Here is a 26024-nt window from a genome sequence, read left to right as displayed (position 1 = left end):
TTTTGGAACCACCACCAAATGTACCACACCGATCCTAATGTCAGGCGGAGCTTAAACCGAGGCTCAAGCAAAGCAGATGATCCGCTTGCTGTCTCATAGAAGCCACTCATGCAGAGCTCAACGTATGCCGCCGATGAGCTCAAAACGGCTATCGCCGCGATAGCCAAGTGCAGTAGATTCTAGAAAAGCAGATTGCGCATAGTCCACTTACGAGACGAAGCAGATTAGAAAGCTTGCGTTGAACCACGACCACATCGAAGCATTACAACCCGCCTATAGAAGGCGACTCAATCCTCACTCTGCCACAAGTGCAACAATATCATTGCAGGGCTCAGAATGGTCGTGATTGGCCGAATTTATTTTGTTGAATGTTCCTCGATACACCAAAGCGAAAACGGGTGGAGTGAAGTAAAACGATACAACGGTTGACAACAGAACGCCTCCGGCGATTGCCACGGCGAATGGTGGCCAAAATGCACCTCCGCCCAATATCAGAGGCAGGAAGCCGCCAAATGTTGTGACCGTGGTCGAGACAATGTGACGGCTGGAACCAATAACGACGCGAGCCATGGCCGCCTGATCGCCCTGGCTGGCCTGCCGGTCTTGTTGCAACCCGGTCAAGATAATGATTGCAGCGTTGATCGAAACCCCGATTGAACCAATGACCCCAATTATCGCGTTTATTCCAAATGGGAATTGCATAACTGCCAGCGACAACATTGAAAGGCCTGCGGACAGAACGCAAACGACCAAGGTCACAAGTGTCAGGCGAAACGAGTTAAAGGTTAGCACGATGGTCGCGATGGAAAGTGTTACGATCAAACCCACGGACGCGAGCAGATTACCCACGGTATTGGATCGAGCATCACTGTCTCCGCCTAAAGTCATCTTGTAGCCTTGCGGCAGATCAAACTCCGACGCGTCAAGCGCCGTTAATACGTCCTGCAATGCTTCTTCAGGCAAAACACCGGGCACTATAAACGCCTGTATAGTGTTCTCGCGCGTGCCATCCGTTCGGGTTATGACGCTTTCGGCCGGTTCGATCACTGGCCGGGCTAGTTCTGACAACGGTACGCCGGGAAAAACTCCGATCGCAGATATTTCAGCAGCGTTCGGCAAAAGGATCGGCATACTGACAATTGCGCTAAGATCTGATCGTACCTCGTCGCCTAAGCGAACGCGTACTGGCAGTTGTTCTGTCCCTTCGATCAGTGATCCGCCGGTAATGCCCACAAGCGCCGAGTCCATCTGGCCAGCTATATCCGCTACGTCCAGCCCCAACAGACGGGCTTTGACCTCGTCAATCTCGAACCGAATTTGGGGATTGCCTCCGTTCACACTCGCACGCGCCTGGGTCACCAAATCGAGATTTGCCATGACCGAACGCACTTCGTCGCCAAGATCGCGCAAAACCGTGATGTCCTGCCCCTGAATTTTGACTTCAACCGGTGCAGCGACTGGGGGGCCCTGTACAAGATTGCGAACGATGATCTGAGCGTCAGGAAAGTCGACATCTAGACGGTTCTGCAACGCTCCAACAAGGCGGGCAGCGTCGTCGGCCGTGTCGGTCGTGATCATGGCTTGTGCAAACCCAGGCTCGCGTGAACGGTTACCAACGATGTTGTAGTAGAATGCCGGGCCAGACTCACCCACAGTCCAGTAAACACTCTTGACGCCGTCATCGGCCAGTAGGATTTCGTCAATCTGTCGCGCGGTTGCTTCGGTGGTGGCGATTGAAGTTCCACCTGGCATGTCGACCTCGATATAGAACTGGTTTCGGTCGACGCCCGGAAAGAACTGCGCAGTCAGGGTTGGAAAGGCCGCAAAGCCAAGCACGGGCAAGACCAATGCCAACGCGATGGATCGCACCGAATTAGCAACGGACAATCGAATTGACGCCTCAAACAAGCGGGCAAGCGGGGGGATACTGATACCACGGCTCAGCATTCCTGCGTCAGGGCGATCGGATAGTAACCAGCCGGCAACGGCTGGAGTCACTGTCAACGCCACAACCAAGGACCAAACAAGCATAAGCACGACGGCTATAGCGATAGCACCGACAAAGTCGCCAGCGGGCCCCGGAAGCAAGATCATCGGCGTGAAGGCAAGCGCCGTTGTCACAGTCGACGCCAGCAACGGTGTAGCCAACCGGCGAACAGCATCTCGCACGGCCGCAAGCCGTTCCTTCCCATCCTGCAGACGGCGCCGAATTTCATCGGTCATTACGATCGCTGCGTCGACCAGCAGACCGAGTGCAACAATCAGACCCGTTACGGACATCTGATGAATTGGCAATCCAATCATGTTCATTGTTGCCAACGTTGCCAATGAGACAACCGGCAACACCAAAGCGACAATCGCTGCTGCCCGCACCCCCAAGGTAATGAACAAAACAGCCACGACCAGAGCCACGCCAATAGCCATGTTGATCGCAACCTCTGACAAACGATCCGTCGTGTACTGGCTTTGATCAAACAGCAGTATTTCCTTCATGCCCAAAGGTACCGATGCGGTCCCGGCCTCAAGCTCATCCCGAAGAAAACCGGTCCAGCGGTCGATCTGTACGCCATCCTGCGCCAGTACCCCGACTAGAACGGACGGATTGCCGTTGGCAAACGCGATTGAAGACTGCGGTTCGCGCGCGCCACGGTCCACGCTGGCAATATCTCCGAGCTGCACAACGGCACCTTCCGCGTTTTCACGCAGGACGATGCTCCTAATACGGTCCAGAGTTTCAATTTCACCGCTGATGCCTATGGTCAGGTCGACATCGGACTGCAACCGCCCAGACTGAACCTTTCCATCTGCTTCGGCGATTCTCTGCGAAATTTCTGCGGCGCCAAGCCCAAGCGCAGCGGCCTTGTCCATATCGACACTTACGAGCACCTCTTCTTCCGGCTGACCGAAATAGTCCACTGCCCGCGTAGCAGGTATCGCGCGCAATCTGTCACCCAACGCTTCGGCATGACGCGAAAGCAAAGTTATCGGAAAGTCAGGCTCTTCGGCCGCGACCGCGATAACAGCAGAATAGGCAGAAATACCCTCGGCATCGAATTCCGGCTGCCCGACTCCACTCGGAAAGTTTTGTCGAGCGTCTTCAACCGCATCCCGAGCCTCGGCCCAAACCTGCTCAATCGTGGCCTCGTCCAGCGTCTCGAGCAATTCCACCGAAACAACCGAAACGCCCGAGCGGGATACAGAACTGATTTCATTCACCTCGGCAATTTTCCGAAGCTCTTCTTCGATTTCTGCAGTAACCAACGCTTCGACCCGTTCAGGGTCTGCACCCGGGAACTGCGTCGTAACAGTAGCGAAGAGGTTGGTAATCGTTGGGTCTTCCTGCCGCCCCAGTGATAGGAACGAAGACAGGCCTGCAGATACAAGCACCAAAATTATGAGGGCGACGAGCCGGGGATGGCGAAAGGTAAGGGTTTCCATCATGTCGCTCCGTCACTCGCCAATGCTGAAGTCGACGCGCTGACCGACGGTAACGCGCTGCGGCCCTTGATCAATCAGGACGGTGCCTTCAGGAAAAACGCCTCGCACAAATACACGGTCATCTTCGGCATGAAGCACTTCGACCGTTGCCAGTCGCACAGTCTTCTGCGCGTCGGCAACCAGCAACGTCCATTGCCCGCGCTTCCCCTCTTTAAGTGAAGTCGTGGGCACCCAGGTTCCTGCGTTCTGGACGGGATCAAGTACATGCACCCGGGCAGTTTGTCCGAAGGCAACGTCCGGTCTGTTCCTAAGATCGAAAAGCGCAGTTCGTGTTCGGGTTACCGGATCAATATCGGGTCGCAAAGTTGCAAGGTCAGCCCTATAGCTTTGATCTTCTATTTCAATTTCAACGTCGGATAGCAACGCAGGGTCAACGTCGAGCGGGATACCGATCCGAACCTGCGGCGACACGACCTCGACTATTCCCAAAACCAACTGCCCCGAACGCAAAGTCTCTCCGCCGTCCACGTGCCGAGCGGTTATTTGACCCGCAAAAGGTGCCTCGATGCTGGATTTCGCGATCCGAACGGTGACGTCGCGCAATCCCGCATCCAGTTCACCAATTCTGGAAAGCAATTCATCTTGCTGGGAAACTGCCTCATCGAGGCGGGCCTGACTGGTAAAGCCTTGCTCGATAAGTTTAGCGTTTCGCTCGACGGTTTTCTTTGCGAATGCAAGTTGGGCTGCAATGGCATCGCGTGATGCTGACAGTCTTTCGCGTTCGACCTCCAACAAAGCTACATCCAGTGTTGCGAGAAGCTGGCCCTTAGCGACCTCGTCACCCTCATCCACCAGGATGTGGTCCAGCGTACCATTCAATTCGAAAGAGATATCCGCTGAACGCTGAGGTTCGACTTGTCCGATGAACACACGGTCGACCGTGTAAGCGCTCTCCGACGTGATGAGCGTTGCTGAAACAGGGGTCACTGCGGCCGCTTCCGGTGAAGGAACAGCATCTGCCCTACGATTAAGCTCTGAAGCGCCAAGGTAAACTGCAGCAGCTGCGACGGCTATAAAACAGATAGTTACCAAGAGACGCACAATACCGCGCAGCATACGCGAAAATAGGTTCGGCTTGGTCGTTTCAGTTGGTAAATCCGCAGGACTCGACATTTGGGGACCTCATCAAGTTAGCATCTCTAACATATGTTAGAAGTTCTCACTTTGACAAGGAATACGTGATCTGGCACATGTTGGATCATGAGCAGCACAGATAAATATCACGCAACAACCAGCCATTCAGTAAGCAAGAAAGCCTACCATCACGGCGATCTCCGCGCTGCGCTGATCGAGGCAACGCGGCAGTTGGTTGAAGAGAAAGGACCAGACAGGTTCTCCGTTTCCGAGGCCTGCAGACGGGCGGGCGTATCGACTGCGGCACCGTACAAACACTTTAAAGATAAGACAGAAATGCTGGTCGCGACAGTTCTGGAAGGGATGGACCGTCACCGAAGCAAAATGCTAGCAGCGCTTGACGGCATTTCTGAAGGATCTCCCGAGCGCATTACTGCAATCGGTATGGAGTATATTGCTTTCGCCTTAAGTGAGCCCGGGATATTCAGATTAAAATTTGGCGGCTTTACAGACCGCATCGCGGATCCCCGACTGGAAGAAGGCGGTCAGCAAAACTTTTCGATTCTGCTAACTGAGGTTGCAAAATGCCTTGGGGAACCGGGAATCACAGAAGAAGTCCGTCGTCGTGGTTTTTTGTTGTGGAGCTTCGTGCACGGGCTGTCTTTCATTCTGCACGATAGGAGACTTGCGGAAAAAGGCGAAGAGTTTGATCTGCACGCTATTCTTGAGGACGTTTCGGAAAGAATGCTGAATTAATCGTTCTTTACCCAAAAAACGTGACTGGCCGCTGATAGGATACAATCTAGAGCATTATCACGCAGACTTCGACGCGACTGCCTAGGTCCACAAAAATAGGCATTTACAATGCGCAGCGATTGTCCGTTCTACAGCCAATGTACTTTTGCGCCAAAGTTAAGTACTAAGATCCGCTGTTCAAACAAAAAACGCTACTGACAGGAACGTTGGCGCAGCGGTCACTGATGAACTACGCACGGAACGTCTCCTTCGGGCCGCTAGTTACCGGTGCAGCGCGGTCAACCGACGGCGACTACGCACGGAAAGCTGACTTCGCAAAGCCTCGCGCTCGGCCCGCAGATCGGGAACACCACCTGGCAAATTCCTGCCGGGGAATAAACTAGGCTCTTTTCACAGGCCGAAAGATCGCCTTAAAACTCTAAAACCACTCATACCGGCAATGTAGTTTCTTGCAAAACAGCGACAGCAAAACGAATGCCAAATGGCAGCGCCTACCCGGCGCTGCGCGTACTGCGTTTGCGATGGGGTTTTTTGTTCTTGTATCTGCCTGTGCTCAGAGTTCAAACGACGCGGACCTCGACCCAGAACGTCAGTCCATGGCGTTGCTCGAGGTCTCACAAAAACAAGCTCGAGGACAAAGGGTGTGGTGCGTACCCTACGCACGCAACCTCAGTGGCATCGAAATTCGCGGAAACGCCAAGGACTGGTGGGGCAAAGCGCGCAATAATTTTGAGCGAGGCAGTGAACCGGTTGTCGGAGCGGTCATGTCCTTTAGAGCAACCCGAGGGATGCCCCTTGGTCACGTGGCTGTCGTATCCGATGTTATCACCGACAGGGAAGTCATCGTGAACCATGCCAACTGGCACCGCAACAAGGTATCATTGAAAATGGGCGTCAAGGATGTATCCAAAAACAATGATTGGACGTTGGTCCGGGTTGAAAGCCATCCGGGGAGATATGGCAGTTTTTACCCGGTGAACGGTTTCATTTATCCCAAATTCGGCGGTTAGCCTTCATCAATTATACGTCGCATCGCGCGCAAATCCGACGGATGCGTCACAAGCGGCCGGCGGGCGCAAGCGGGTCAAGGACAGAAAAGACGGTTTACCCTTCCAGCATTGTTTTTTGGTGTTGGCTGTATCCACCTACCGCTAGACTTCGATCATCCCACGAAGCGAGAGCCAGATCGGACCTGAGGGCTACAGAATGGACTATGAACGCTGGCGACGCGCGTTCCCCGATGGAGAGGTGAAGGTCACAAACGTAGTAGTAGATGGCGACAGAGCAGTGGTTGAGTTTATTAATCGCGGAACCCATACCGGCCTTCTTGAGTCTTCGCTTGGATCGTTCGAACCAACTGGTAGGTGGCAAGAGACGCGCTATTGCAGTGTTATGCGGGTCAAGGATGGCAAAGTAGTAGAAGGTCGGGATTACTACGATGCTGCTTCTATCGCTCAGCAGCTGGGTCTCGTGTCATGACGAAACATCTCAAGGCATACTGGCCATCTCGCTAGCTAACGTTGAACGTCGGCTTGGTCCGCACAGCGGTCACTGATGCACTGCGCAGCGAACGACTGCCTTGAGCCCAAACCGGAAGCGGTCCTGCGCTAAAGTTCGCAAGTGCAGCAACGCGAACGCCAAAATGGTTAGCCGTGCCGCAGTGAGAAAAGCAGACGTTCAGCCCAAACGCAGCGAAAATGACTATGCGGATGTCCGAGTTGCGGACTTTTCTGCCGATGCTGAACGCCTTGCGAAGGACACTCAAGCGCGGCAAAGCAGTCTTTGGTTCAACGCTATTGGTCTATTTGGTCAGTGCCAAGCTTGGTTCGCCCGGACGAGACAGATGAAGATCGCCTCCGTTGGCTCGGGGCGTCGAGGGCACCTCCGCTCGCCGGGCCGCGCAGCGGCTGAAGCAGCATTCGGTCGAGCCAGAGGTCTCGGCGTGTGCGAAACTGCTCGATGCCGATTTCCATGCCTTTATGCCCCTTCTCGGGTTGCGCAATGTAAGTACCTAGAAGGCGGTCCCACCACGGTAGGTTAAAGCCAAAGTTCGAGTTGGTCTCGCTTGGATCGACGGAGTGGTGGACTCGGTGCATGTCTGGAGTGACAACGAGCCATCTGAGAATTCGATCCACCGGACGCGGCAAATCGATGTTTGCGTGATTGAAAAGCGCGGTAGCGTTCAGGATCACCTCGAACAGGAGTACGGCGACAGCGGGCGGCCCTAAGGCTGCTACAACCGACAGCTTGATCCCCATCGAGATCAGGATTTCTACCGGATGGAAACGCAAGCCAGTGGTCGCGTCAAAATCGAGGTCGGCGTGATGCATCCTGTGTAGACGCCAAAGCCCAGGTACAGCGTGGAACATCACATGCTGAAGGTAGATTGCGAGATCGAGAAGCAGCATGGAGACCAAGATGGCAACCCAAACCGGCGCCTCGATGTTGTTGAAGAGCCCCCATCCGCGATCCTCGGCCATGGCTGCGAGACCGACTGCGAGGATTGGAAAGGTCAGCCGCAGAATGGCGGTGTCGAGCACCACGAGCGCAAGGTTGTTTGTCCATCGGATAACGCGCGGAATATCCCGTCTTCGCCGGGGTGCGGCCACTTCCCAAAGTGCCATCGCGGCCAGGACGGAAAGGAAGGCAATAAGGCGGATAGTTGGTTCAGCAACAAGGATTGTGTCGGACATGGACTTCCACCATTCGGGTTTCCGTCGCGATAGAATTGCAAGCTGTTCTAGGCGACGACCGCTCCAATGTAACGCAGACATGCAAGCGATACCATCTGAGAGCGGCTTGGTCCGCACAGCGGTCACTGATGCACTGCGCAGCGAACGACTGCTCTGAGCCCCAAAGCAGTCACAAAAAGGTGGGGCCGTTTGTCAAAATTTGAGATAGGCCATTCGGTTCAATATCGGAAGCGAAGGCCTACACCGAGACATTCGTCGAAAGACCGGTTGCCACCAATTCCCAGAAGCGCTTCGCCGTAGACTGCGATGCCTTCGTTGATGTTGTATCCGATCTGAACTTCTGCAGAGCCTGACCATGCATCCTCTTCCCAATCATATGGGACTTTCAAATCTAACTTTGCCCAGTAGTCGGTTGCGAAGGGTTGTAGCGCAATTAGCCTCAGAGCCGTCTGGCTGATATCGGTATCGCCATTGTAGTCAAAAAAATGCTGGACCAAGGGGATAAGTGAGAGACCAGTATCTTGGTTTCCAAAGGCGACCCCGACGAACGGTCCGAGCTGATCTGAACCTGTCCCAATGCCTTGGTCATCATTGCCAAAGGAGAACACAGGCTGTATCGTAGCGGAGGCTCTAGTTCGGTTTCTGTTGAAGTTTAGGTGGCAGCGGCTTGGCTCTGCAACTGCCGTTATCGGATTGTCTGCGTCTTGATCTCCTCTCTTACCTTCAGGATTTTCGCACCGCGGCCATGATAGACGTCCACTGGTGTCAGAATCACGAGGCTCTCGTGGTAGCGATGGTTGCTGAGTGAGCGACGAAGGCACCGATCTGTCATTCGGGGCCGCCGGGTTTGTAATAGTTTTCCAATAGCACTGGGTTTTCATGGTCTTGTATACGACTGAATTGGGGTCGGTGCGGTCGTTCGCTGCGATCTGTCTGAGTGACCGCTATGGGGACAGAGCAGACATCGAGCGACGAGTAAATTTCATAGGACATGACGCCTGTATACAGCACCACCGCAAGGCGAATGACATTGGAGCTGGTCTTGAGGTGCTTGATTGGCGATTTTAATTCATAGAGTAAATGCTGCGAAAGCCCCTGCCCGCCGCAACTCTAGTTCTTCTGGAAAGACCCCACCTTACGTCATTTACAAATTAATATATTCAATTTATTGATTGTTAATGGATCGAAATGAGTTTTCACGACGCAGATTCTTGTATGGCGCCACGTGTATCGCAGCGCTTGGAGTTCAATCCAAGATCGGGTGGGCAGAGTTACAACTCGGTGCTTCGGCTCGGATTACAACCATGTCAGATGGGTACCTGTCATTGCCTTCGGAAATGGTCTTTGGCGCCATGCCGAAGGAAGAGCTCAGGCAGCTTTTGGATAACTACAAGGTGGACGCGACCAAGTACGAGCCAGAGTGCAACGTGGCACTTTATCAAGACGATCAAAACTCCGTGCTGTTCGATGTGGGATCTGGGCCAGATTTCATGCCCACTTCTGGTAAGCTTCTGGAGGCTCTTGAAACAACCGACCTGTCGCCCGAAGACATCTCGCACGTGATCTTCACCCATGCGCACCCGGATCACATTTGGGGTGTTTTGGATGATTTCGACGACCTTCTGTTCCCCAACGCCACGCATCACTTTGGCCGTAATGAGTGGGATTATTGGTGGAACCCCTCAACGGTGGATACCATTGGAGAAGATCGCGCTGCGTTCGCAGTAGGCGCAAAACGGCGTATGGAAGCAATTGAGGATCAGACCGGGTTCTTTGACGACGGGCAAGAGATCCTTCCCGGTATTGCCGCACGCGCGAGCTTTGGACACACTCCCGGTCACATGGCGTTTGAAATTCGCAGCGGGGGTGAATCCGTGATGATTGTCGGCGACGCGCTGGGAAATCCACACGTAGCTTTTGAACGCCCCGACTGGCACAGCGGCACGGATCAGGATCCGCAGGCGGCGGCAGCAACTCGGAATTCACTGCTGGATCAGATTTCACACGAGCAAATGAAAATAATTGGTTTCCACCTGCCGAATGGTGGAATCGGCCGGATCGAGAAGACTGGGTCTGCTTATAAGTTCATTGGAGAACAATAATGATGCGATCGCTGGCGATTTTCTTGGCCCTAGCCACACCAGCTTGGGCAAGCGAGGATATTGCAGACCAATACCCGCAAAGTGTGCTGTATTCCAAACCGGTCGAGTACATCCCCGGGGTCTATTCCGCCATTGGCGCAACCGCCCCGCCGACCTTCGAGAACTCTGGTCACAACAACAACCTCAGCTTCATAGTTACCGGAGATGGCGTGATCGTCATAAACGGCGGCGCGGCTTATGTGCTTGCCGAAGCGCTTCACCGGGAAATTCAGGCAATCACGGATCAGCCGGTTAAGCTTGTCTTCAACGAGAATGGTCAGGGGCACGCGATGCTTGGCAACGCCTACTGGTCAGAGCTCGGTATTCCGATCATCGCCCATTCGGATGCTGCGGCTGAATTCGAGGAATACGGCCCACAGATCCTTGAGGGAATGCAGCGGTACAACCAGGGCAAGGCTGAAAGAACCTTCCTGGCAGGCCCAACCGAGACATTCGAGGATGAATACGTGATTGAAATGGGTGATTTCCGGATTGAGGCCAAATATCTCGGGCCGGCCCATAGTCCCGGCGATATCTCGATTTGGCTGCCGAACCAAAGCCTTGTTATCGCGGGTGATATGGCGTTTCACGAGCGAATGCTGCCGATCTTTCAAGAGACCTATACAGCGGATTGGCTTGAAACATGGGACAAAGAGTTCGAAGCTTTGGGAGCCAAATATGTCATCCCCGGACATGGTCATCCGACGAACATGGATCAGGTGCGCCTTTATACACGCGACTACCTGGTCTATCTGCGCGGCAAAATCCAAGAGCACATGGATGCCGGCGGCGATCTGGCAGAGGCTTACTATGTCGATCAGTCACCGTATGCCCATTTGGACACGTTTGAGGAACTGGCGACAAAAAATGCCGGGCGGGTATTTGAGCAGATGGAATTCGAATAACTCAGGACGTTTGAGGAACAGGAATTCGGCGCATTAACCTATGCGTGCTGATCGCTCCAACCCACATGAAGAAAATGGCAAGCCATGCCGTCAATGACAGGGCGGTCCCTCCTGAAAGCCCTGCACCCACGGCGCAACCTCCGGCCAGCATGGCTCCAAACCCCATGAGGACAGCTCCAACAAGGTAGCGCTCCATCGGAGCATCCGGACCAAAACGTTCGATCTTCCACTCCCCTGCAGTTAGGGCCGAGCCTGCGGCACTAATTGCTACGCCTGGAACAAGGCCGATACCGAAGGACAACACGACGTTTCGCTCGGCAACCAACGCCATCAGTGTATCCGTAGCCGGTCCGGTGAACGTGACTGACGAAACAGGCACGACTTCAAATGATGCTTGCGCGATGGCATATGTCATTAACCAGCCAAGCGCCACCGCCACGCCAACTCCGGCGGCTGTTACGATCCTGATTGGCGCGACTCTCCGGTGGAATGCGAATGCAATTGCCGACACCAATCCCAATACTGCAACGGCTGTATAAGCCACTGGCGAAAATCCAAGTATTTCTGAAAGATCTCTCGAGGCGCCCCCTGAGACAGTCCAGATCCCGGAAAGCCATTCGCGGGCGGGACTAAGAACGCCCGTGTAAGCAGCCTGAGCCACTAAGGTTAAAACCAATCCTGTAATCAGGGCGCGCAGATTTCCGCAGGAGGCCAATACCAACAGGCGAGATGCACACCCACGCGCCAGAACCATACCAACGCCAAACATCGCTCCGCCAAGTATTGCGCCGCTGAGGCTGCCCGTCGACGCAATCGCGCGTGTCTCGGAAAGGTCTAACCACTCAAACGCGACAAACGCCTGCACTAAGGTGAGCGCTGCGGTGAAAGCGATCAGCCAGACAGCCAGGCGAGGACCAAGCTCGCCTTCGGCGACTTCGATGGTCGACGCTCTCAAACAAAAGTGAGACTTCTGGGCCGTTACGCCGAACAAGATACCGACAAACGCACCGGCAAATGCCAAAGCGCCAGGGTCTCCCAACAAATCGATGAGCCTTTCCATCAACAGAGACTCTCACTTGGTTGCTTGCGCGTCCTTGTCTTCGGTCAAGTTGTTATTGAGCGGCCATTGGTCTGCGCGCCAATTGGCATTGTGTCCATAGCTCACCCAAGGCAGACACCAGTCGATCCACGTCGTCGGTGGAATGCACTGGGGAAGGTGTAATCCGTAGACGTTCCGTTCCCTTGGGGACGGTTGGATAATTGATCGGCTGGATATAAATTCCATAGTCACGCATCAGCACGTCAGAGATGAAGCGACACTTGACCGGATCGCCGACCATGACCGGAATTATGTGACTTGGGTTCGGTGTATGCGGAATGCCCAGATCGTCCAGCCTGTCTCGCACCTCGCGCACGCGCTGCTGGTGTAGATGTCGTTCCGAATTGCTTTGCTTCAGGTGCCGAACCGAAGCAGCAGCTCCTGCGGCCACGGCGGGAGGCAATGCAGTGGTAAAGATAAACCCGCTGGCGAAGGATCGCACAAAGTCGACAAGTTCTTTCGACGCCGCGATGTATCCACCAACTACGCCGAATGCTTTGCCCAATGTCCCCTCAATGACGGTTAGCCGATCCATCAGGCCCTCGCGTTCGGCAATGCCTCCGCCGCGTGGTCCATAAAGCCCCACCGCGTGAACCTCATCCAAATAGGTCATCGCGCCATAGCGATCCGCCAGATCACAGATCTCGGCAATTGGTGCAATATCGCCATCCATGGAATAGACGCTCTCGAACGCAATAAGCTTAGGAGCATCGGCAGGCAGTTCAGCAAGGTGCCTTTCAAGGTCCGCCACGTCGTTGTGTTTCCAGATACGCTTCTGGCACCGACTGTGGCGAATGCCCTCGATCATCGAGGCATGGTTCAACTCGTCAGACAAGACTGTGATGCCAGGAATGCGAAACGCCAGAGTTCCCAGCGCGGCCCAGTTCGAAACGTAACCGGACGTAAACAGCAACGCAGCGTCCTTGCCATGCAAGTCAGCAAGCTCTTGCTCCAGCAAAACATGCTGGTGGGTCGTTCCAGAGATATTCCGCGTTCCTCCCGCTCCGGCACCAACCTCATCGATCACCTTGTGCATTGCTGCAATAACATTGGGGTGCTGACCCATCCCCAGATAATCATTTGAGCACCAAACAGTGACTTTCTCGGGGCCATTTTCCGCGTAGCTACGCGCTGTCGGGAACGCGCCTCGCTGCCTTTCGAGATCCGCAAAGACCCGGTAGTTCCCTTCCTCCTTAAGCTGGTCGAGTTGACCACGAAAAAACTGCTGATAGTTCATTTCAGTTCCCAACGGCTTCTTCTACGATCCCGGACAACAGGGCCTGAACTTTTTGCATTGGTCCATCAGGATAGCTTCGATATCCAACCATCACGCCATCGTCGCCTTCGGCAACAAAAATCCCATAGGGGCAGAAGCCAATATTCATCGGGTCTGCTTCCATCACTTCACGCGAGATTTTTGCCGAGCAGAAGATGAAGATGTCTGCAGCTGCAAATATCTGTTTGTCGCTGCCGACGTCAGCGCCTGTTCGATTCAACATATCGCCGACGTGGCTTACATAGTCGATGACTAGTCCCTGTCCCACAATAGCGGACTCGACGGCGAACGTTGCATCATCAAAACTGCCGTCGAAGGGGATAGTGATGATCTCTTCTGCAAGCCCTTGGCTCGCCAGAACAGTGGAAAACGCGGCTGCGGCGATAAAGTGTTTCATGTTTTTAGTCCTCCTCCTGAACCGCATTTTCTCAGATTGATCATCGGGGTCTTTGACACCGGTCAAAGCCCCCGATTGCCTCAACCAAACATGTCCGACGTGATACCGGCGTACCAACCCAGTGACTCTTCGTAAGTCGCTTTTCTCAAATCGGCATCTTCACCGGTTTGACTGATAAAGCCATCGACTTTCGCGATCTTTTCTGGCGTCGCCTCATAGGTTGCGCCAACCTTAACGCCATCATCGGTATCGATCAGCGACCAGCATGTGTTCGAGAACTTGGCCGGGAATACTTTAGACCCGGTCAACGCACCTCGTACCGCATTCGCACAGACCTTTGCCTGGCTGTTTGCCGAAAAACCGGATTTCGGCATGTCACCCTGCTGGCTGGCATCACCAAGAACGTAGATATCCGGATCGGCCTTGGAGGACATGTCCGCAGCGTTTACTGGTGCCCAGTTGCCGTCGGTTACTCCCGCCATTTCCGCAATTCGACCTGCTTTCATCGCTGGGATCACATTGCAGACATCAACCTTCGTCTCTTCGCCGTCGATAGTCACCGTCATTGCATCCGGATTCACGGATACAATGCCACCGCCGAAATCTTCGCCGATCCAGTCGACCATTCCTTCGTAGTTGTTTCCCCAGCCCTCTTGGAACAAAGCCATTTTCGAGAATTTCGGCTTCGGATCGGCGACAATGATCTTTGCTGTTGGGTTGTTTGCCTTCAGCACGTGCGCCACCATCGAAACCCGTTCATACGGCCCGGGCGGGCAACGGTACGGGTTAGGAGGAGCGACCATCGCGAAGGTACCGCCTTCGGGCATCGCCATGATCTGCGCTTTCAAAAGCTCAGTCTGAGAACCAGCCTTGTACGCATGTGGCATCTTGTTTTGGGCCGATAGGTCCCAGCCCTCGACCGCGCCATCAACAAAGTCGATACCCGGGCTGAGGATCAGTTTGTCATAAGGAACTGACCCACCACCTGCCAAGGACACCGTCTTTGCGTCGCGGTCGACCCCAGTGGCCCAATCATGCACGACGTTGATACCGTAGTTCGCGGCAAGCGTGCCGTAGCTGTGGGCGATGTCCGATAGCTCCTGAAAACCTCCCAAATAAAGGTTTGAGAAGAAACAGGTATAGTAAGTCCGAGACGGCTCAATCAGCGTCACGTCAATCTCACCTTTGCTGTCCTTTGCAATGTACCGCGCGGCAGTTGCACCGCCTGCACCGCCACCAACAACCACTACACGGGGCTTGCCTTGAGCCAGCACCATCGGAGCGGATAGCCCGGCGGCCACTACCCCTGCGGCTCCAAGAAATACTCGTCTATTGAGTGTCATCGCGTTTCCTCCCCTTAGGCACTTTCATTCTGGATTATTGAAGTAGGCGGCCAATGCCGCGATCTCGTCATTGCTCAGCCGTCCAGCGATCATTTGCATGACCGGATGTGGCCGCTGTTTGTCCTTGTAAGCGTGCATGGCGACCACGAAGTCTTCGTCAGGCCAGTACACAATCGAAGGAATGCCCTCATCGCCTCCCTCAATCTGGTGGCATGTTGTACATTCGCTGCTGAGATATGCGCCGTACTCAGGATCTCCTTGTATCGCCAGGATCGCAGGATCGATCGAATGATCCGTGCCTTTCGCGGTTGGATCCGCTTCCGGGATATCTCGGGGATTGTCTGAAAAACCCCGCAAATACGCGATCACGTTGGCTCGGTCTTCCGGGTCGTTCAAACCGCGAAAACTCATCCTCGTGCCTGACGCAAATGAGCGTGGGTTTTCGATGTAGGCGGACAGAGTGTCAGCGTGCCATTCCAGACCCGAGCTACCTGCACGCACAAGGCTCTTGGAGTAATTAAACCCATCGAGGCCTGCGGCTTTCCGACCAAAAACACCGTTCAGATGCGGCCCGATTTTATTTTCGGCTCCTTCTCCAACCTGATGACAACCTTTGCATTTGGCAAACACCACTTTGCCAGCTTCAGCATCACCAAGGTCATCTGCCGCGTGGGTCGATGGCGCGATCGCAACCAAAAGTGTTGCGCAGGTTAGAATGCACGACCACCGCACGATCAGCTTCCGAAAGACTTGAGGTAGACGATCACGGCTTCAATATCGTCCGGTTTCTTTAGACCCGCAAATGACATGCGCGTGCCTTTCATGTAGTCCTTGGGTTTTGTAAGGAAGGCCGCCATTTCTTCTTCGGTCCAAACAAGACCAGACTCGGCAGCCGTTTTCATAGCTTTGGAGTATTTGAACCCTTCAACCGACCCTGCGTTGGCCCCGATAACTCCGTTCAGCGCGGGACCCGTGCTGTCCTTAGCACCGTCACCAACCTGATGGCAGGACTTACACTTCTTGAAGACCTTCTCACCGGCTGCGAACAGTTCCGTAATCTGGTCAGCCTCGTCGATTTCCTGAACAGCCGGTGTAGCGGCAGCTTCTTCCTCAGGCCTTGGCGCTGCGGCTGGAATGAACGAGGGCCCTTCCGCCGTAAACGTCGGTAACTCGTCCGCACTGGCTTCATTCATGACCGAATTCGAACCGCCTTCTGGTGGTGTCTCAACCAGAAAGACAGAACGCATAGTAACCGCGGCCTCTGTTTTGCAGTTCTCCATGCAGGGCTCTTCTCGCCATTCTGCGTACTCAGTCTCAGGTCGCGTGTCGACGACAAATCCATCCTTGTTGTACATCCTGAATTCGGCGAAATTTTCATTGCTGAGAACGAAATCGTCATCCACCAGATCGTTGGAATAAAGGATATAGGCGACGATTGCGTAGGTCTCATCCGCCGTAAGCGTACCTGCTTCACCAAATGGCATTGAGCGGGAAATATAGTCCCAAGCGGTCGACAAATGAGGCCAATAAGACCCGATGGTTTTTACAGGATCCTCGTCGGCAAGCGTGTCGAATCCACCGGCCAGAACAGGCCAATTGTCGGCGCCCTCGGCAAACTCTCCGTGGCAGGACGCACACCGGTCGACAAACACTTCTTCTCCGGTCCAGGCATCGCCTGATCCAACCGGCAAGCCACGCCCGTCGGGCAAGATGTCAACGTCCCAGGCAGCGATCTCTTCCTCCAATGCAGGACGTCCAAGCCCAATAGTACCGTCGCGAATGGGCGCCGGTGCAGTTAGGTTCGCACCATTTGCAACCCGTTCCGCGGCGGCCGCTTGGATTTCTTCGACTATAGTCTCGAGTTCAGCCGCTCGATTGGCCTCCGCTTGCGCGTTTTCTAGAGCTGATGCTGCATGCGCTTCAACCTGACCTATCCGGGTTTCCAAAGTGTCTATCTTCGACTGGCCGTAGTTCCGATTGGCAAATACCAACGCTGCCGCAAGCACCAAGGCTGTGCCACCAAATACGGGTAGGAAAACATGACTAAGAGACTTCGACATTCTCAGCGATCCCTTCTGCGCTCACGTACCAAGTTTGGATACAGTTGTTGTGGTAGACCGCGTTTTCTCCGCGCTTTTCGCGTAGCTGGTCTTTGGTTGGCTGCACATAGCCAGTCTCGTCTATCGCCCGGGCCTGTAACAACATTGGTGCTCCGTCCCAATTCGTATCGAGATAGAAACGCGTCAAAGCCTTGCTGTCGCCCTGCTTGCCAAGACGCGCCGTCTCCCAGGTGATCCCACCGTCCTTGGACACATCGACCCGCGTAATTTGCCCGTGGCCTGACCAAGCAAGCCCGGAAATGACCAAAGGTCCCGGTCCGTGTTTGATCGGCATTTGCGGGCTGGGTGAGGTGATGACGGATTTTGCATCCATCACCCACGTCCATTTCTGGGCTGTGCCATCAGCGTAGACATCAGTGTATTTTGATGTTTCTTCGCGGCTTTCGACCGCCATATCGACGACCTCAATGCGGCGCAGCCACTTGACCCACATGTTGCCTTCCCAGCCAGGAACAACCAGTCGCACCGGATATCCATGCTCCATGCGCAGCGCTTCACCATTTGCCTTGAAAGCCACCAACACGTCATCCAGCGCTTTTTCCATCGGGATGGAGCGGCCATTTGATGACGCGTCTGCGCCTTCAACATAGACCCATTTGTCTGGCGAGAAATCGGCGCCTGCTTCCTGCAACAGCGTGCGCAGAGGAACGCCGGTGTATTCCATGTTATGAATCATGCCGTGCGTAAATTGGACGCCATTGAGTTGAGCACCAGCCCACTCCATACCGGTGTTCGCCGCGCATTCGCAGAAATACACATGGTTTTCGCGCGGGAAACGCTCAATGTCTTCATAAGTAAACACAAGCGGGCGATCGACCAGCCCGTTGATCATCAGGCGATAATCCTCTTTGCGCAGCTCAATCGCGCCCGAATGATGACGCTCAAAAGCGCATCCTTGCGGAGTGATCGTACCATCAAGGGCGTGGATCGGTGTGAAGTTGATCGACGAAATCGGAGAGGCGGTCAGCCATTCCACGTTGCGCCGAACGACATGAGATTCGAAACTGATCGGCAGGCCATAAGGTGACTCATCGACACCGGCACCCGTATAAGACGCCCAATCCTGAAGCTGTGTTATCAGTGGATCGGGCGTGTCTGCCGCTGCCGCACCCGCGACTGATCCTGCGGCGACCGCAGCACTGCCTTTCAGGAAGGCCCGGCGGGACGGTTTGAACGCGTCATCCATATCTCTTAGGTCTCCATCTGTTTCTTAAGCGCCGACAACATCGACACTGATGTTCTCTTCCACCGTTACGGTGCCAAGGTTGCGAATGTGGTTTTCGACGACATCCCAGATCGGCGGACCCTCAGTGCCTTCGTTGACGCTGGCCCAACCAGCCACGACGTAGGTTTTCGACGGATCAATCGCTTCACCCGTTTTGAGCAGGGTCATTTCGCTGATCCGCTGCCCTTGTGGTTTGGTCACATCGATGCGGTAGCCAAGCCCACCGACGCGGACCATATCGCCGCCCTGCTGGTAGTAGGGGTCGGGATTGAACAGGTTGTCACCGACATCCTCGAGGATCACATGGATGAATTCGCCTGTCATTTCTGTGCGATAGGCATTGGGATACGACATCGATGTGACGTTCCAAATGTCCTCGCGCGTGATATCCTGCCCAGGCAGTATTGACGGCCCCCAACGGACGCCGGGCGACATCGCGATGTCTGCCTCACGCTCATTGATCAGAGCATCGCAAATCAGGTCATCCCAGGTGCCGTTAAAGTTGCCACGGCGGTAGAGCAACGAATCCGTTTTGCCAATCACCTCACTCAGCGCAGCCTCGTACGGCGCGCGCTGATCATTTATCAGAGCAGTGATCGCAGGATCAGGAGCGATGACGTCAGAGAAGATCGGGATCAGCTTGTGCTTCAGCCCCATCATCTGCCCGTCCCTCACGTCGAGATCGACGCGGCTAACGAATTTTCCGTTCGAGCCAGACGCAATGATATGCGTTTTACCGACCAGAACCGGCTCGGGTAGCGCGTCATGCGTGTGACCGCTTAGGATCACGTCGATCCCTTGCACCTGACCTGCCATCTTCTTATCCACGTCAAAGCCATTATGGCTGAGGACGACGACGACATCGGCACCGGCATCGCGAACCTTGTCCACCATTACCTGCATGTTTTCATCCCGGATACCGAATGAATATTCTGGGAACATCCAGCCTGGGTTCGCGATGGGCATGTAAGGAAACGCTTGCCCGATAACAGCAACCTTTGCACCGCCCCGATCAAAAAACTTGTAGGGTTGGAACAATTCTGCAGGTTCGTCCCACTCGGCATCAAAGATGTTTTGACCCAAGGCCGCAAAAGGCAAGCTTTCGACGATTTCGTTAACCCTGTCGCTGCCCAACGTGAACTCCCAATGGAAGGTCATAGCATCGGGTTTCAGCGCGTTCATGACATTGACCATGTCCTGACCGGCCGTCTGATAGCAGGTGTATGAACCGTGCCAGGTATCGCCCCCATCCAATAAAAGGGCATCAGGACGGTCAGCACGAATGGCGTTGATGACAGTTGAGACCCGGTCCAATCCACCAACCCGACCGTAGGTCTTGGCCAGCGCAGAGAAATCATTGTAGGTCAGCGCATAGGCCGACGGGCTTCCATCTTCGATCCCGTACGCCTTGCGGAAAACCGCCCCCGTGACATGCGGCATCTGCCCTCGCGCATCGCCAATACCAAGGTTTATCTCGGGTTCACGGAAATAGATCGGCTTGAGTTGCGCGTGGATGTCGGTGACATGGATCAGGCTGATATTGCCGAAGGTCTCGAACTCCAGCAATTGATCCTGCGTTAGGCTTTGCTGCGCGGCAAGCTTGGCCCATTTGCCAAACCCGGACGCCCCGTACAGAGCCGAAGCTGCCATTGAAACCTGCAAGAAGTCACGTCGAGAAATCATCTATCAGCTTTCCTATAACACATATAAATGTGTGAATGTTATATGCATGAAAAACCCGCGCAGGACAACGCCCGCGCGGCTCGTTCGTTATTGACGTACAGCAGGAGTTTCGACTGAAAGCCCGTTGCCACGCGAGGCCACATAGAGCTCAAGCGCGCGAAACTCGTCCGATCCTTCGGCAAAAGTTTCCGCCCGCGTATCGCGAATACAGCCGCGGAAACGATTGTGGCGCGAGATCAGCTTGGCCTGTTTCAGACGATACGTCGGGAACCCGTTGATCATACCTTGGCTCAGGTGGTCGGCGCGGATCATGTTGCCCCAGTTGTCTTCATGACAATTGGCACAGCTCAACTCCAGCTGACCATAGCGGGTATAATACATCTCCTTGCCCTGCTCCCAAAATGGGGCGGCATCGCCATCAATCGCTACGTTCATAGGCAACCCGCGTGATTGCAGACCGATCAAAGCGACCATGCCCTGCATGTCACCCCCGGACCATTTCCAGGCATCGGCTTCCATGCGGTTCGTGCGGCACTTGTTGATCAGATCTTCCATGACGACCAACTTACCAGTTTCGGCATCCACCTTCGGCATGGACGCCTGCAATCCCTTGAAGCTTTCCACCCCATCGTGGCAAGAGGCACAGCTCTCGCCAGCGGCACCATCAACGGTCCCGAAGAGATCGGCGGCCTGATCGACGAAGATCATTGCGGGGTTGTCGAAGTCATCAAGTTGAAGCGCTTGTGTTTCATCCGTGCGAAAATGCCAACCCGAGTAGATCGTGTCCAAATTTTCCAGATGTGCCGGAGCTTCAGTGACCGAGGTCATGTCCAACTCATCATTGATAACCAAATTGTCTTCGTCCGGTCCAGCCATCGCTGCAGCCGGGAAAACCAGAATTGCCGCGATCGCCGTAAGTGCCTTGGTATTCATTGCGTTCCTCCCTTGGTGGATCAGCGCCAACTCCTCCTACCAGCGCTGATCTGCCTTAGTGTTCGAGCCGTCAGGCGATCTCGATCGTTTTTTTCTCATCGTAAACAGAGCCGTCATCATCGTACCAAGTGAAGACAAACTCACCGGCGTCGGGCACAGTCGCTTCGAACTGGAAGTACGGGTTGGTCGAAATCGCCGGCTCCATCGTCACATCCACCACCATTTCTCCATTAAACTCGCAGGTGAAACGGTTGATGATCGAACGCGGGATGACGTTGCCTTCTTTGTCCTTACGCTGGCCGCTTTCCATCTTGTGGCTGATCAGTGTCTTGATCGTTATGGTTTCACCAGCTGCGGCTGTCTTTGGAACCTTGACGCGGGGTTTTACACCGGATGCCATTGGTTAATCTCCTGTTCTTCAGGGCGCGTGGCGATCAGCCGCCGCAGCCGCCGATTGTCACTTTTACGGTCGCGGACGCTTTGGCAAAGCTGCCATCTGCCATCTTCGCCACGGCAATGACGTCCTGCGTTCCGGCAAGACGGATGCGGGTTGATGCGGCTTGTTCAGCCGCCAATGGGCCGAAATTGAATGTCGCGACGCCCGGTTCGGGGTTGCCTGCAGCCACGATCAGAATTGCAGCGGCACCCGGGGCACTCACTTCGATAGGTACAGTATTTCCGTTTTCTGCGATTTCCGGTGCAGTCAACGTAACACCGCCATCAGCCACATCTGCCCCGCCTGTAAATGCCGCAATGGCATCTTCAGCAGCTGCATTTGCCCGAAGCGGCATAATTGTCAGGAACGCGGCGCCCAGCCCAAGGGCCAGTGTCTCGCGGCGAGAGAGTTCCATTTTCAATCTCCTTTGATTCTTCGAAAATCTGCGCCTGAAAGCGCAGCTATTCTTCTTTCAGGGTCGCAAGAAACGCGACCACGTCCTCAATTTCTTGCGCTGTCAGGATCGACGTCAAAGGCGCGGTTGGGGCTTTTCCGGTATAGGCGTCGCCCGGGCGGATATAACCGTCATCCTTGTAGAACGCAGGCATCACCGTGCCTTCGAACGTCATCTTGGCATTTGCGACCAATCCGCGAAGTTCTGCTTCGGTCCAACGATCACCGGCGCCATCCAGCATCGGACCAACTTCGCCATGGAACGGGATGTCAGCCAAAGCCGAAACCGCGTGGCACGCAACGCAGTTGCCTTTTGACTTGTCCCCAACGATAAGCGCGCCATTCGCCGCGTCGCCAGCAGCACCGGTCAACGAAGCCTCAATGGCACCATAGTCGTCATAGGTTACGTCTTGCGGGTCTGTTTCTGCCGCAATTGCGGCAACGCCTGTCATTGCGCAGACCAATGTTAAGAGTCTCAGCTTCATGATCCCTCCCATTTGCTAACGCGCCGACGGCGCCTTGCGACCCAAAGCCTTGTGTACCGTAGTCGACGAGTACCGCTTGTCGCAACATTAAATTCATAATAATGAATTTTTTTATTTATAATGGCAGCGTTCAATCCTGAGAAACATTGTTTCGCTCTTGAATGCGCCGCGCATGATAGCGTTGGAAATCTTCACCATTTTCAAGCTCATATCGTTTTTCCTCGACCCAGGTGAAAAGGTCTAAGGTTGTTCCTTTTGAGAACGCTCCGGGCATAACAGCGACCGCAGCATCGATGGCTGTAGCGTCCTCTGGCACCTCTTCCGGCAGGAATACGAGTGTCGGGGTGAACAGAATCCCCCATTTTCGCATCAGCGCTCTTTGCTCATTCTCTTCACCGTCAAAGTCGATGGCCGTGGTGCTGCCATGCAAATCTAGTTGGACGACAAAGAAATTCTCTTCGATGAACGCTGCAAGGTCAGGCTGGGGGAACACTTCTTCATGCATTTTCTTGCAATAGATGCAGCCTTGTTGCTCAATAAATAAAACCAACCGCTTGTCTTCGCTTGACGCCTCTTCAAGATCCTCACGAAGGTCTTTGAAGGTGTCGCGCATCCACGGAGTTTTATGCAAACCGTCGTCGCCCAGTTCAGCGGCGGAAACTGCCCCGCCGATCAGACAAGCGATCAATAATGACAAAACTCGATTCATGTCTTCCTCCCGAGTTATCCAATGGCTGCAAGCCAAGGCATATGGTCGAGCATCCATTGTGCGATGTGATTGATGGAGTTGGTTGCGATGAGGATGCCGAAGAGCACCAGAAAGCCACCCATTGCCATTTCGATGAGGGGCAAGTGCTTTCTGAACCGTGCCATCCACTGCATGAAGGGGCGGACCAGGAAGGCCGCCAGAACAAACGGTGCGGTCATTCCAACACCGTAGACGAATAGAAGCACCGCTCCACGCCAGGCCGTTTCGGTTCCGGCCGCTGTGAACAGGATTGCAGCGAGTACCGGCCCAACACAGGGGGTCCAGCCAAAAGCAAACGCCAATCCAAGAACATATGCTCCAACAAGGCTCACATTTGATGTATCACCAACATCCGCACGAAATTGGCGATACAGGAACCCGATGCGGATAATCCCCAAGAAATGCATGCCCATCACAATGATGATGGCCGCAGCGATCCAACGCAGGATGTCGAAATACTCTCGTACCAGCTGCCCGAATATCGAAGCCGTCGCACCTAGCGCCATGAAGATCGTTATGATCCCGGCTGCAAATGCTATCGCAGAAAGCGTTGCCTTGCGACGAACGCCGCCGGGAATTGTAGAACCCGCAGATATCTGATCAATCCCGACACCGGCCAGATAGCTGAGATAAAACGGTACTATAGGTAGGATGCAGGGCGACAGGAACGACAATAGCCCTGCAATTAAAGCTCCCGCAAATGTAATGTCGAGCATGGTCAAACCTGTCCTGGCACGCTATCATTCACACATTCAAAATAATAAAGATATGTCGCTGCGGTCAATCGGAGCTTGAGATGCGCCACCTAATTCTACTTTTGATTGCAATTACGTTGTTTGTTTCTCCCGTGGTTTCACGGGCAGAAATGACTCTTCTGATGGCCGAAGAAGATGGGTGTATGTGGTGCGCACGTTGGGACACCGACATCTCGGAGATCTACCCCAAGACACCGGAAGGACATGCCGCTCCACTTCAACGCATCGATATCCACGCGGCCGTGCCTGAAGGCATCGCATTGGAGCGGCCTCTCTACTACACGCCAACCTTTGTTCTGCTGGACGATGGCCAAGAGGTCGGCCGGATCGAAGGCTATCCCGGCGAAGATTTTTTCTGGGGGTTGCTGGGCGTTTTGCTGCGTGACGCGGGGGTACCGATTGAGAGCTCTGGATAAACTGCGGCGCATTACATAAACTGTTATGAATGCGTGAAGCTATGAAAGCGAGGCGATCTTGTTGGACAAATCTTCGAAACTGCCTGTGTTCTCCCCGGACATGTGCGCCGAAGACATGGACAGAATGATGGAAAATGCTCAGACGGCGTCAAGTTTCCTCAAGGCAATCAGCCATGAAGGGCGCTTGATGATCTTGTGCTATCTGTCCTCCGGTGAAAAATCTGTCGCGCAGATGGAAGAAATGCTCTCGGCGCGCCAGGCCGCCGTTTCTCAGCAACTATCTCGCCTACGCTTTGAGGGCTTGGTCAAAACGCGACGCGAGGGGAAAACGATCTACTACAGACTGGCGGATGATAGATCGACACAGATTCTGGAAGTCGTCTACGATCTATTCTGCAGGGAGAAGTAGAAGTCACCAAAAGTAGCCGCCAGCTTTGGGAGGAGACTGGCAATGTTCGAAGCATTGGGAGACGCGAACACCGTTGCCCTGATCGGTTTGATCGGTGGCATTGTTTTAGGCTTGGCCGCACGCATTGGTCGTTTCTGCACGTTGGGTGCAATCGAAGACTACCTTTACGCAGATGATGACCGGCGGCTGCGCATGTGGGCAATTGCGATCGGCGTAGCAATTGTAGGCAGCCACTCAGCTATGGCTTTAGGGTGGCTGGACCCTGTTGGAACAAGGTATCTTGCACAGACCTGGAACCCACTTGGATCGATCGTGGGTGGTCTCATGTTCGGTTACGGAATGGCCATCAGCGGAAACTGTGGCTATGGCGCGCTGGCAAGGCTTGGGGGCGGCGACCTTCGATCATTCGTCATCGTTTTGATTATGGGTCTGTCTGCTTACGTTGTCATGTCCGGGCCCCTTGCATATTTGCGCGTATGGGTCTTCCCCGAGGAAATGGATCTTGAAGGCCCTCAGAGCATTAGCTTCCTTGCCGAACAACTGACCTCTATCCCAGCTTGGCTCATTGGCGCGGTCATCGGCATTGCGTTGGTGATTTTCGCCTTGGCAAACCGGCGCTTCCGCCGCGCTCCCGCACAGGTATTTTGGGGATCTGTAGTTGGGCTGGCGATCGTATCAGGGTGGCTCGGCACGAATTGGGTTGCGACGCACGGTTTCGATGGTGAACCGGTTCAAACCCATACCTTCGCCGCACCACTTGGCGACACGTTATTCTACCTCATGACAGCGTCCGGAAACACTTTGTCCTTTGCGGTCGGATCAGTCTCCGGCGTTCTCATTGGTGCATTTTTGGGGTCCTGGTCCAAAGGTCATTTCCGATGGGAAGCATGCGAGGATCCACGCGAACTCAAGCGTCAAATGCTCGGCGCGGCGATTATGGGGCCAGGTGCGATCATCGCAGTCGGTTGCAGCGTCGGACAAGGTATTTCTGCCTTCTCACTTTTGGCCTACAGCGCGCCTGTAACATTCGCTGCCATCTTCGCCGGTGCGGCGCTTGGCTTGAAACAACTCGTGTATGGGCTGTCTTTCATAACTGAGCGTTGAGGTCACAGTTCAAACAAGAATTCACGTATGAAGGACGGTTTCGGCGGTTCTCTTTTTTTAGAAAACGATTGCCTT

General features: G+C 54.3%; 26 protein-coding genes. 8 read left to right on the top strand and 18 right to left on the bottom strand.

The genetic code is table 11. The features are described from left to right. Window positions 1-294 precede the first annotated feature (294 nt). Together AC2TAD_RS06580 and AC2TAD_RS06575 are read right to left on the bottom strand one after the other, a co-directional pair. Window positions 295-3438 carry an efflux RND transporter permease subunit gene (locus tag AC2TAD_RS06580; RefSeq protein WP_480866706.1) on the bottom strand — a complete coding sequence of 1048 codons (3144 nt, stop codon included), beginning with the start codon at window positions 3436-3438 and terminating at the stop codon, window positions 295-297. Window positions 3439-3450: 12 nt separating this feature from the next. Then, complete coding sequence (locus tag AC2TAD_RS06575) at window positions 3451-4425, bottom strand: efflux RND transporter periplasmic adaptor subunit (RefSeq protein ID WP_480866705.1); 975 nt, start codon at window positions 4423-4425, stop codon at window positions 3451-3453. 273 nt (window positions 4426-4698) lie between these two features. Here AC2TAD_RS06575 and AC2TAD_RS06570 point away from each other — a divergent pair, with 273 nt between their 5' ends. From AC2TAD_RS06570 to AC2TAD_RS06560, 3 genes are all read left to right on the top strand, one after another. Next, on the top strand, window positions 4699-5328 hold the full coding sequence (locus tag AC2TAD_RS06570; protein ID WP_480866703.1) for a TetR/AcrR family transcriptional regulator: 630 nt from the start codon (window positions 4699-4701) through the stop codon (window positions 5326-5328). Between the two features lie 596 nt (window positions 5329-5924). After that, window positions 5925-6338 (top strand): CHAP domain-containing protein, encoded by a 414-nt coding sequence (locus AC2TAD_RS06565; RefSeq protein WP_480866701.1) that lies wholly within the window; start codon window positions 5925-5927, stop codon window positions 6336-6338. 151 nt (window positions 6339-6489) lie between these two features. Continuing rightward, window positions 6490-6807 (top strand): ester cyclase, encoded by a 318-nt coding sequence (locus AC2TAD_RS06560; RefSeq protein ID WP_480867147.1) that lies wholly within the window; start codon window positions 6490-6492, stop codon window positions 6805-6807. Between the two features lie 314 nt (window positions 6808-7121). On the opposite strand, the gene AC2TAD_RS06555 is transcribed toward AC2TAD_RS06560, so the two are convergent. Then, window positions 7122-8021 (bottom strand): sterol desaturase family protein, encoded by a 900-nt coding sequence (locus tag AC2TAD_RS06555; RefSeq protein ID WP_170464538.1) that lies wholly within the window; start codon window positions 8019-8021, stop codon window positions 7122-7124. 218 nt (window positions 8022-8239) lie between these two features. Next, a complete protein-coding gene (locus AC2TAD_RS06550) occupies window positions 8240-8629 on the bottom strand; it encodes a hypothetical protein (RefSeq protein WP_480866699.1) in 390 nt (129 codons plus the stop codon). Window positions 8630-9325: 696 nt separating this feature from the next. Here AC2TAD_RS06550 and AC2TAD_RS06545 point away from each other — a divergent pair. After that, window positions 9326-10123 (top strand): MBL fold metallo-hydrolase, encoded by a 798-nt coding sequence (locus tag AC2TAD_RS06545; protein ID WP_480866698.1) that lies wholly within the window; start codon window positions 9326-9328, stop codon window positions 10121-10123. Window positions 10124-10125: 2 nt separating this feature from the next. Next, window positions 10126-11067, top strand: a complete 942-nt coding sequence (locus tag AC2TAD_RS06540) for an MBL fold metallo-hydrolase (protein WP_480867145.1) — start codon at window positions 10126-10128, stop codon at window positions 11065-11067. A 1-nt stretch (window position 11068) separates the two neighbouring features. On the opposite strand, the gene AC2TAD_RS06535 is transcribed toward AC2TAD_RS06540, so the two are convergent. The 14 genes from AC2TAD_RS06535 to AC2TAD_RS06470 all read right to left on the bottom strand — a co-directional run bounded on the left by AC2TAD_RS06535 (window position 11069) and on the right by AC2TAD_RS06470 (window position 23981). Next, entirely contained in the window at window positions 11069-12127 is a 1059-nt protein-coding gene (locus tag AC2TAD_RS06535; RefSeq protein WP_480866696.1) for a YeeE/YedE family protein, read from the bottom strand. A 52-nt stretch (window positions 12128-12179) separates the two neighbouring features. Continuing rightward, entirely contained in the window at window positions 12180-13403 is a 1224-nt protein-coding gene (gene hemA, locus AC2TAD_RS06530) for a 5-aminolevulinate synthase (protein ID WP_480866694.1), read from the bottom strand. Between the two features lies 1 nt (window position 13404). Next, window positions 13405-13839 (bottom strand): DUF302 domain-containing protein, encoded by a 435-nt coding sequence (locus AC2TAD_RS06525; protein WP_058276423.1) that lies wholly within the window; start codon window positions 13837-13839, stop codon window positions 13405-13407. Window positions 13840-13919: 80 nt separating this feature from the next. After that, the gene (locus tag AC2TAD_RS06520; RefSeq protein WP_170754915.1) at window positions 13920-15182 is read right to left on the bottom strand and encodes an NAD(P)/FAD-dependent oxidoreductase; all 1263 of its coding nucleotides are present in this window, start codon (window positions 15180-15182) and stop codon (window positions 13920-13922) included. Window positions 15183-15206: 24 nt separating this feature from the next. Continuing rightward, the gene (locus tag AC2TAD_RS06515) at window positions 15207-15914 is read right to left on the bottom strand and encodes a c-type cytochrome (RefSeq protein ID WP_414478919.1); all 708 of its coding nucleotides are present in this window, start codon (window positions 15912-15914) and stop codon (window positions 15207-15209) included. 2 nt (window positions 15915-15916) lie between these two features. Beyond that, window positions 15917-17242, bottom strand: a complete 1326-nt coding sequence (locus tag AC2TAD_RS06510) for a c-type cytochrome (RefSeq protein WP_480866693.1) — start codon at window positions 17240-17242, stop codon at window positions 15917-15919. Next, entirely contained in the window at window positions 17226-18488 is a 1263-nt protein-coding gene (gene soxC, locus AC2TAD_RS06505; RefSeq protein WP_480866692.1) for a sulfite dehydrogenase, read from the bottom strand. The genes AC2TAD_RS06510 and soxC overlap by 17 nt, the downstream gene beginning before the upstream one ends. A 24-nt stretch (window positions 18489-18512) precedes the next feature. Continuing rightward, window positions 18513-20210, bottom strand: coding sequence for a thiosulfohydrolase SoxB (gene soxB / locus AC2TAD_RS06500; protein ID WP_480866691.1), 1698 nt, complete (start codon window positions 20208-20210; stop codon window positions 18513-18515). An 87-nt stretch (window positions 20211-20297) separates the two neighbouring features. Further along, window positions 20298-21143, bottom strand: a complete 846-nt coding sequence (gene soxA, locus AC2TAD_RS06495; protein ID WP_480866690.1) for a sulfur oxidation c-type cytochrome SoxA — start codon at window positions 21141-21143, stop codon at window positions 20298-20300. Between the two features lie 70 nt (window positions 21144-21213). Continuing rightward, window positions 21214-21543 carry a thiosulfate oxidation carrier complex protein SoxZ gene (gene soxZ / locus AC2TAD_RS06490; RefSeq protein WP_170542839.1) on the bottom strand — a complete coding sequence of 110 codons (330 nt, stop codon included), beginning with the start codon at window positions 21541-21543 and terminating at the stop codon, window positions 21214-21216. Window positions 21544-21577: 34 nt separating this feature from the next. Next, complete coding sequence (gene soxY, locus AC2TAD_RS06485) at window positions 21578-21994, bottom strand: thiosulfate oxidation carrier protein SoxY (RefSeq protein ID WP_058275041.1); 417 nt, start codon at window positions 21992-21994, stop codon at window positions 21578-21580. A 46-nt stretch (window positions 21995-22040) separates the two neighbouring features. Beyond that, complete coding sequence (gene soxX, locus AC2TAD_RS06480) at window positions 22041-22517, bottom strand: sulfur oxidation c-type cytochrome SoxX (protein WP_170353169.1); 477 nt, start codon at window positions 22515-22517, stop codon at window positions 22041-22043. A gap of 130 nt (window positions 22518-22647) precedes the next feature. Continuing rightward, window positions 22648-23226 carry a thioredoxin family protein gene (locus tag AC2TAD_RS06475; RefSeq protein ID WP_170353170.1) on the bottom strand — a complete coding sequence of 193 codons (579 nt, stop codon included), beginning with the start codon at window positions 23224-23226 and terminating at the stop codon, window positions 22648-22650. A gap of 14 nt (window positions 23227-23240) precedes the next feature. Next, window positions 23241-23981: a cytochrome c biogenesis CcdA family protein gene (locus AC2TAD_RS06470; protein WP_170624581.1), complete on the bottom strand. Its 741-nt coding sequence runs from the start codon at window positions 23979-23981 to the stop codon at window positions 23241-23243. Window positions 23982-24130: 149 nt separating this feature from the next. Here AC2TAD_RS06470 and AC2TAD_RS06465 point away from each other — a divergent pair, with 149 nt between their 5' ends. The 3 genes from AC2TAD_RS06465 to AC2TAD_RS06455 all read left to right on the top strand — a co-directional run bounded on the left by AC2TAD_RS06465 (window position 24131) and on the right by AC2TAD_RS06455 (window position 25949). Next, on the top strand, window positions 24131-24436 hold the full coding sequence (locus AC2TAD_RS06465; RefSeq protein ID WP_331251815.1) for a hypothetical protein: 306 nt from the start codon (window positions 24131-24133) through the stop codon (window positions 24434-24436). 100 nt (window positions 24437-24536) lie between these two features. Continuing rightward, the gene (locus AC2TAD_RS06460) at window positions 24537-24845 is read left to right on the top strand and encodes an ArsR/SmtB family transcription factor (protein WP_058276434.1); all 309 of its coding nucleotides are present in this window, start codon (window positions 24537-24539) and stop codon (window positions 24843-24845) included. A gap of 42 nt (window positions 24846-24887) precedes the next feature. Further along, complete coding sequence (locus AC2TAD_RS06455) at window positions 24888-25949, top strand: YeeE/YedE family protein (RefSeq protein ID WP_480866687.1); 1062 nt, start codon at window positions 24888-24890, stop codon at window positions 25947-25949. The last annotated feature ends 75 nt before the right edge of the window (window positions 25950-26024 follow it).

The sequence above is a fragment of the Ruegeria sp. HKCCD7628 genome (assembly GCF_057221005.1).
This window is presented reverse-complemented; position numbering and strand designations above follow the sequence as displayed.

Bases quoted from the DNA above. Each gene is read 5' to 3' on its own strand.
- AC2TAD_RS06510 (WP_480866693.1), bottom strand. From the start codon at position 17,242: ATGTCGAAGTCTCTTAGTCATGTTTTCCTACCCGTATTTGGTGGCACA.
- AC2TAD_RS06555 (WP_170464538.1), bottom strand. From the start codon at position 8,021: ATGTCCGACACAATCCTTGTTGCTGAACCAACTATCCGCCTTATTGCC.
- soxA (WP_480866690.1), bottom strand. From the start codon at position 21,143: ATGAATACCAAGGCACTTACGGCGATCGCGGCAATTCTGGTTTTCCCG.
- AC2TAD_RS06475 (WP_170353170.1), bottom strand. From the start codon at position 23,226: ATGAATCGAGTTTTGTCATTATTGATCGCTTGTCTGATCGGCGGGGCA.
- AC2TAD_RS06545 (WP_480866698.1), top strand. From the start codon at position 9,326: ATGTCAGATGGGTACCTGTCATTGCCTTCGGAAATGGTCTTTGGCGCC.
- soxZ (WP_170542839.1), bottom strand. From the start codon at position 21,543: ATGGCATCCGGTGTAAAACCCCGCGTCAAGGTTCCAAAGACAGCCGCA.
- AC2TAD_RS06455 (WP_480866687.1), top strand. From the start codon at position 24,888: ATGTTCGAAGCATTGGGAGACGCGAACACCGTTGCCCTGATCGGTTTG.
- soxX (WP_170353169.1), bottom strand. From the start codon at position 22,517: ATGAAGCTGAGACTCTTAACATTGGTCTGCGCAATGACAGGCGTTGCC.
- AC2TAD_RS06520 (WP_170754915.1), bottom strand. From the start codon at position 15,182: ATGACACTCAATAGACGAGTATTTCTTGGAGCCGCAGGGGTAGTGGCC.
- AC2TAD_RS06460 (WP_058276434.1), top strand. From the start codon at position 24,537: ATGTGCGCCGAAGACATGGACAGAATGATGGAAAATGCTCAGACGGCG.
- soxY (WP_058275041.1), bottom strand. From the start codon at position 21,994: ATGGAACTCTCTCGCCGCGAGACACTGGCCCTTGGGCTGGGCGCCGCG.
- soxB (WP_480866691.1), bottom strand. From the start codon at position 20,210: ATGATTTCTCGACGTGACTTCTTGCAGGTTTCAATGGCAGCTTCGGCT.
- AC2TAD_RS06580 (WP_480866706.1), bottom strand. From the start codon at position 3,438: ATGGAAACCCTTACCTTTCGCCATCCCCGGCTCGTCGCCCTCATAATT.
- AC2TAD_RS06570 (WP_480866703.1), top strand. From the start codon at position 4,699: ATGAGCAGCACAGATAAATATCACGCAACAACCAGCCATTCAGTAAGC.
- AC2TAD_RS06465 (WP_331251815.1), top strand. From the start codon at position 24,131: ATGACTCTTCTGATGGCCGAAGAAGATGGGTGTATGTGGTGCGCACGT.
- AC2TAD_RS06525 (WP_058276423.1), bottom strand. From the start codon at position 13,839: ATGAAACACTTTATCGCCGCAGCCGCGTTTTCCACTGTTCTGGCGAGC.
- soxC (WP_480866692.1), bottom strand. From the start codon at position 18,488: ATGGATGACGCGTTCAAACCGTCCCGCCGGGCCTTCCTGAAAGGCAGT.
- hemA (WP_480866694.1), bottom strand. From the start codon at position 13,403: ATGAACTATCAGCAGTTTTTTCGTGGTCAACTCGACCAGCTTAAGGAG.
- AC2TAD_RS06540 (WP_480867145.1), top strand. From the start codon at position 10,126: ATGCGATCGCTGGCGATTTTCTTGGCCCTAGCCACACCAGCTTGGGCA.
- AC2TAD_RS06535 (WP_480866696.1), bottom strand. From the start codon at position 12,127: ATGGAAAGGCTCATCGATTTGTTGGGAGACCCTGGCGCTTTGGCATTT.
- AC2TAD_RS06565 (WP_480866701.1), top strand. From the start codon at position 5,925: ATGGCGTTGCTCGAGGTCTCACAAAAACAAGCTCGAGGACAAAGGGTG.
- AC2TAD_RS06470 (WP_170624581.1), bottom strand. From the start codon at position 23,981: ATGCTCGACATTACATTTGCGGGAGCTTTAATTGCAGGGCTATTGTCG.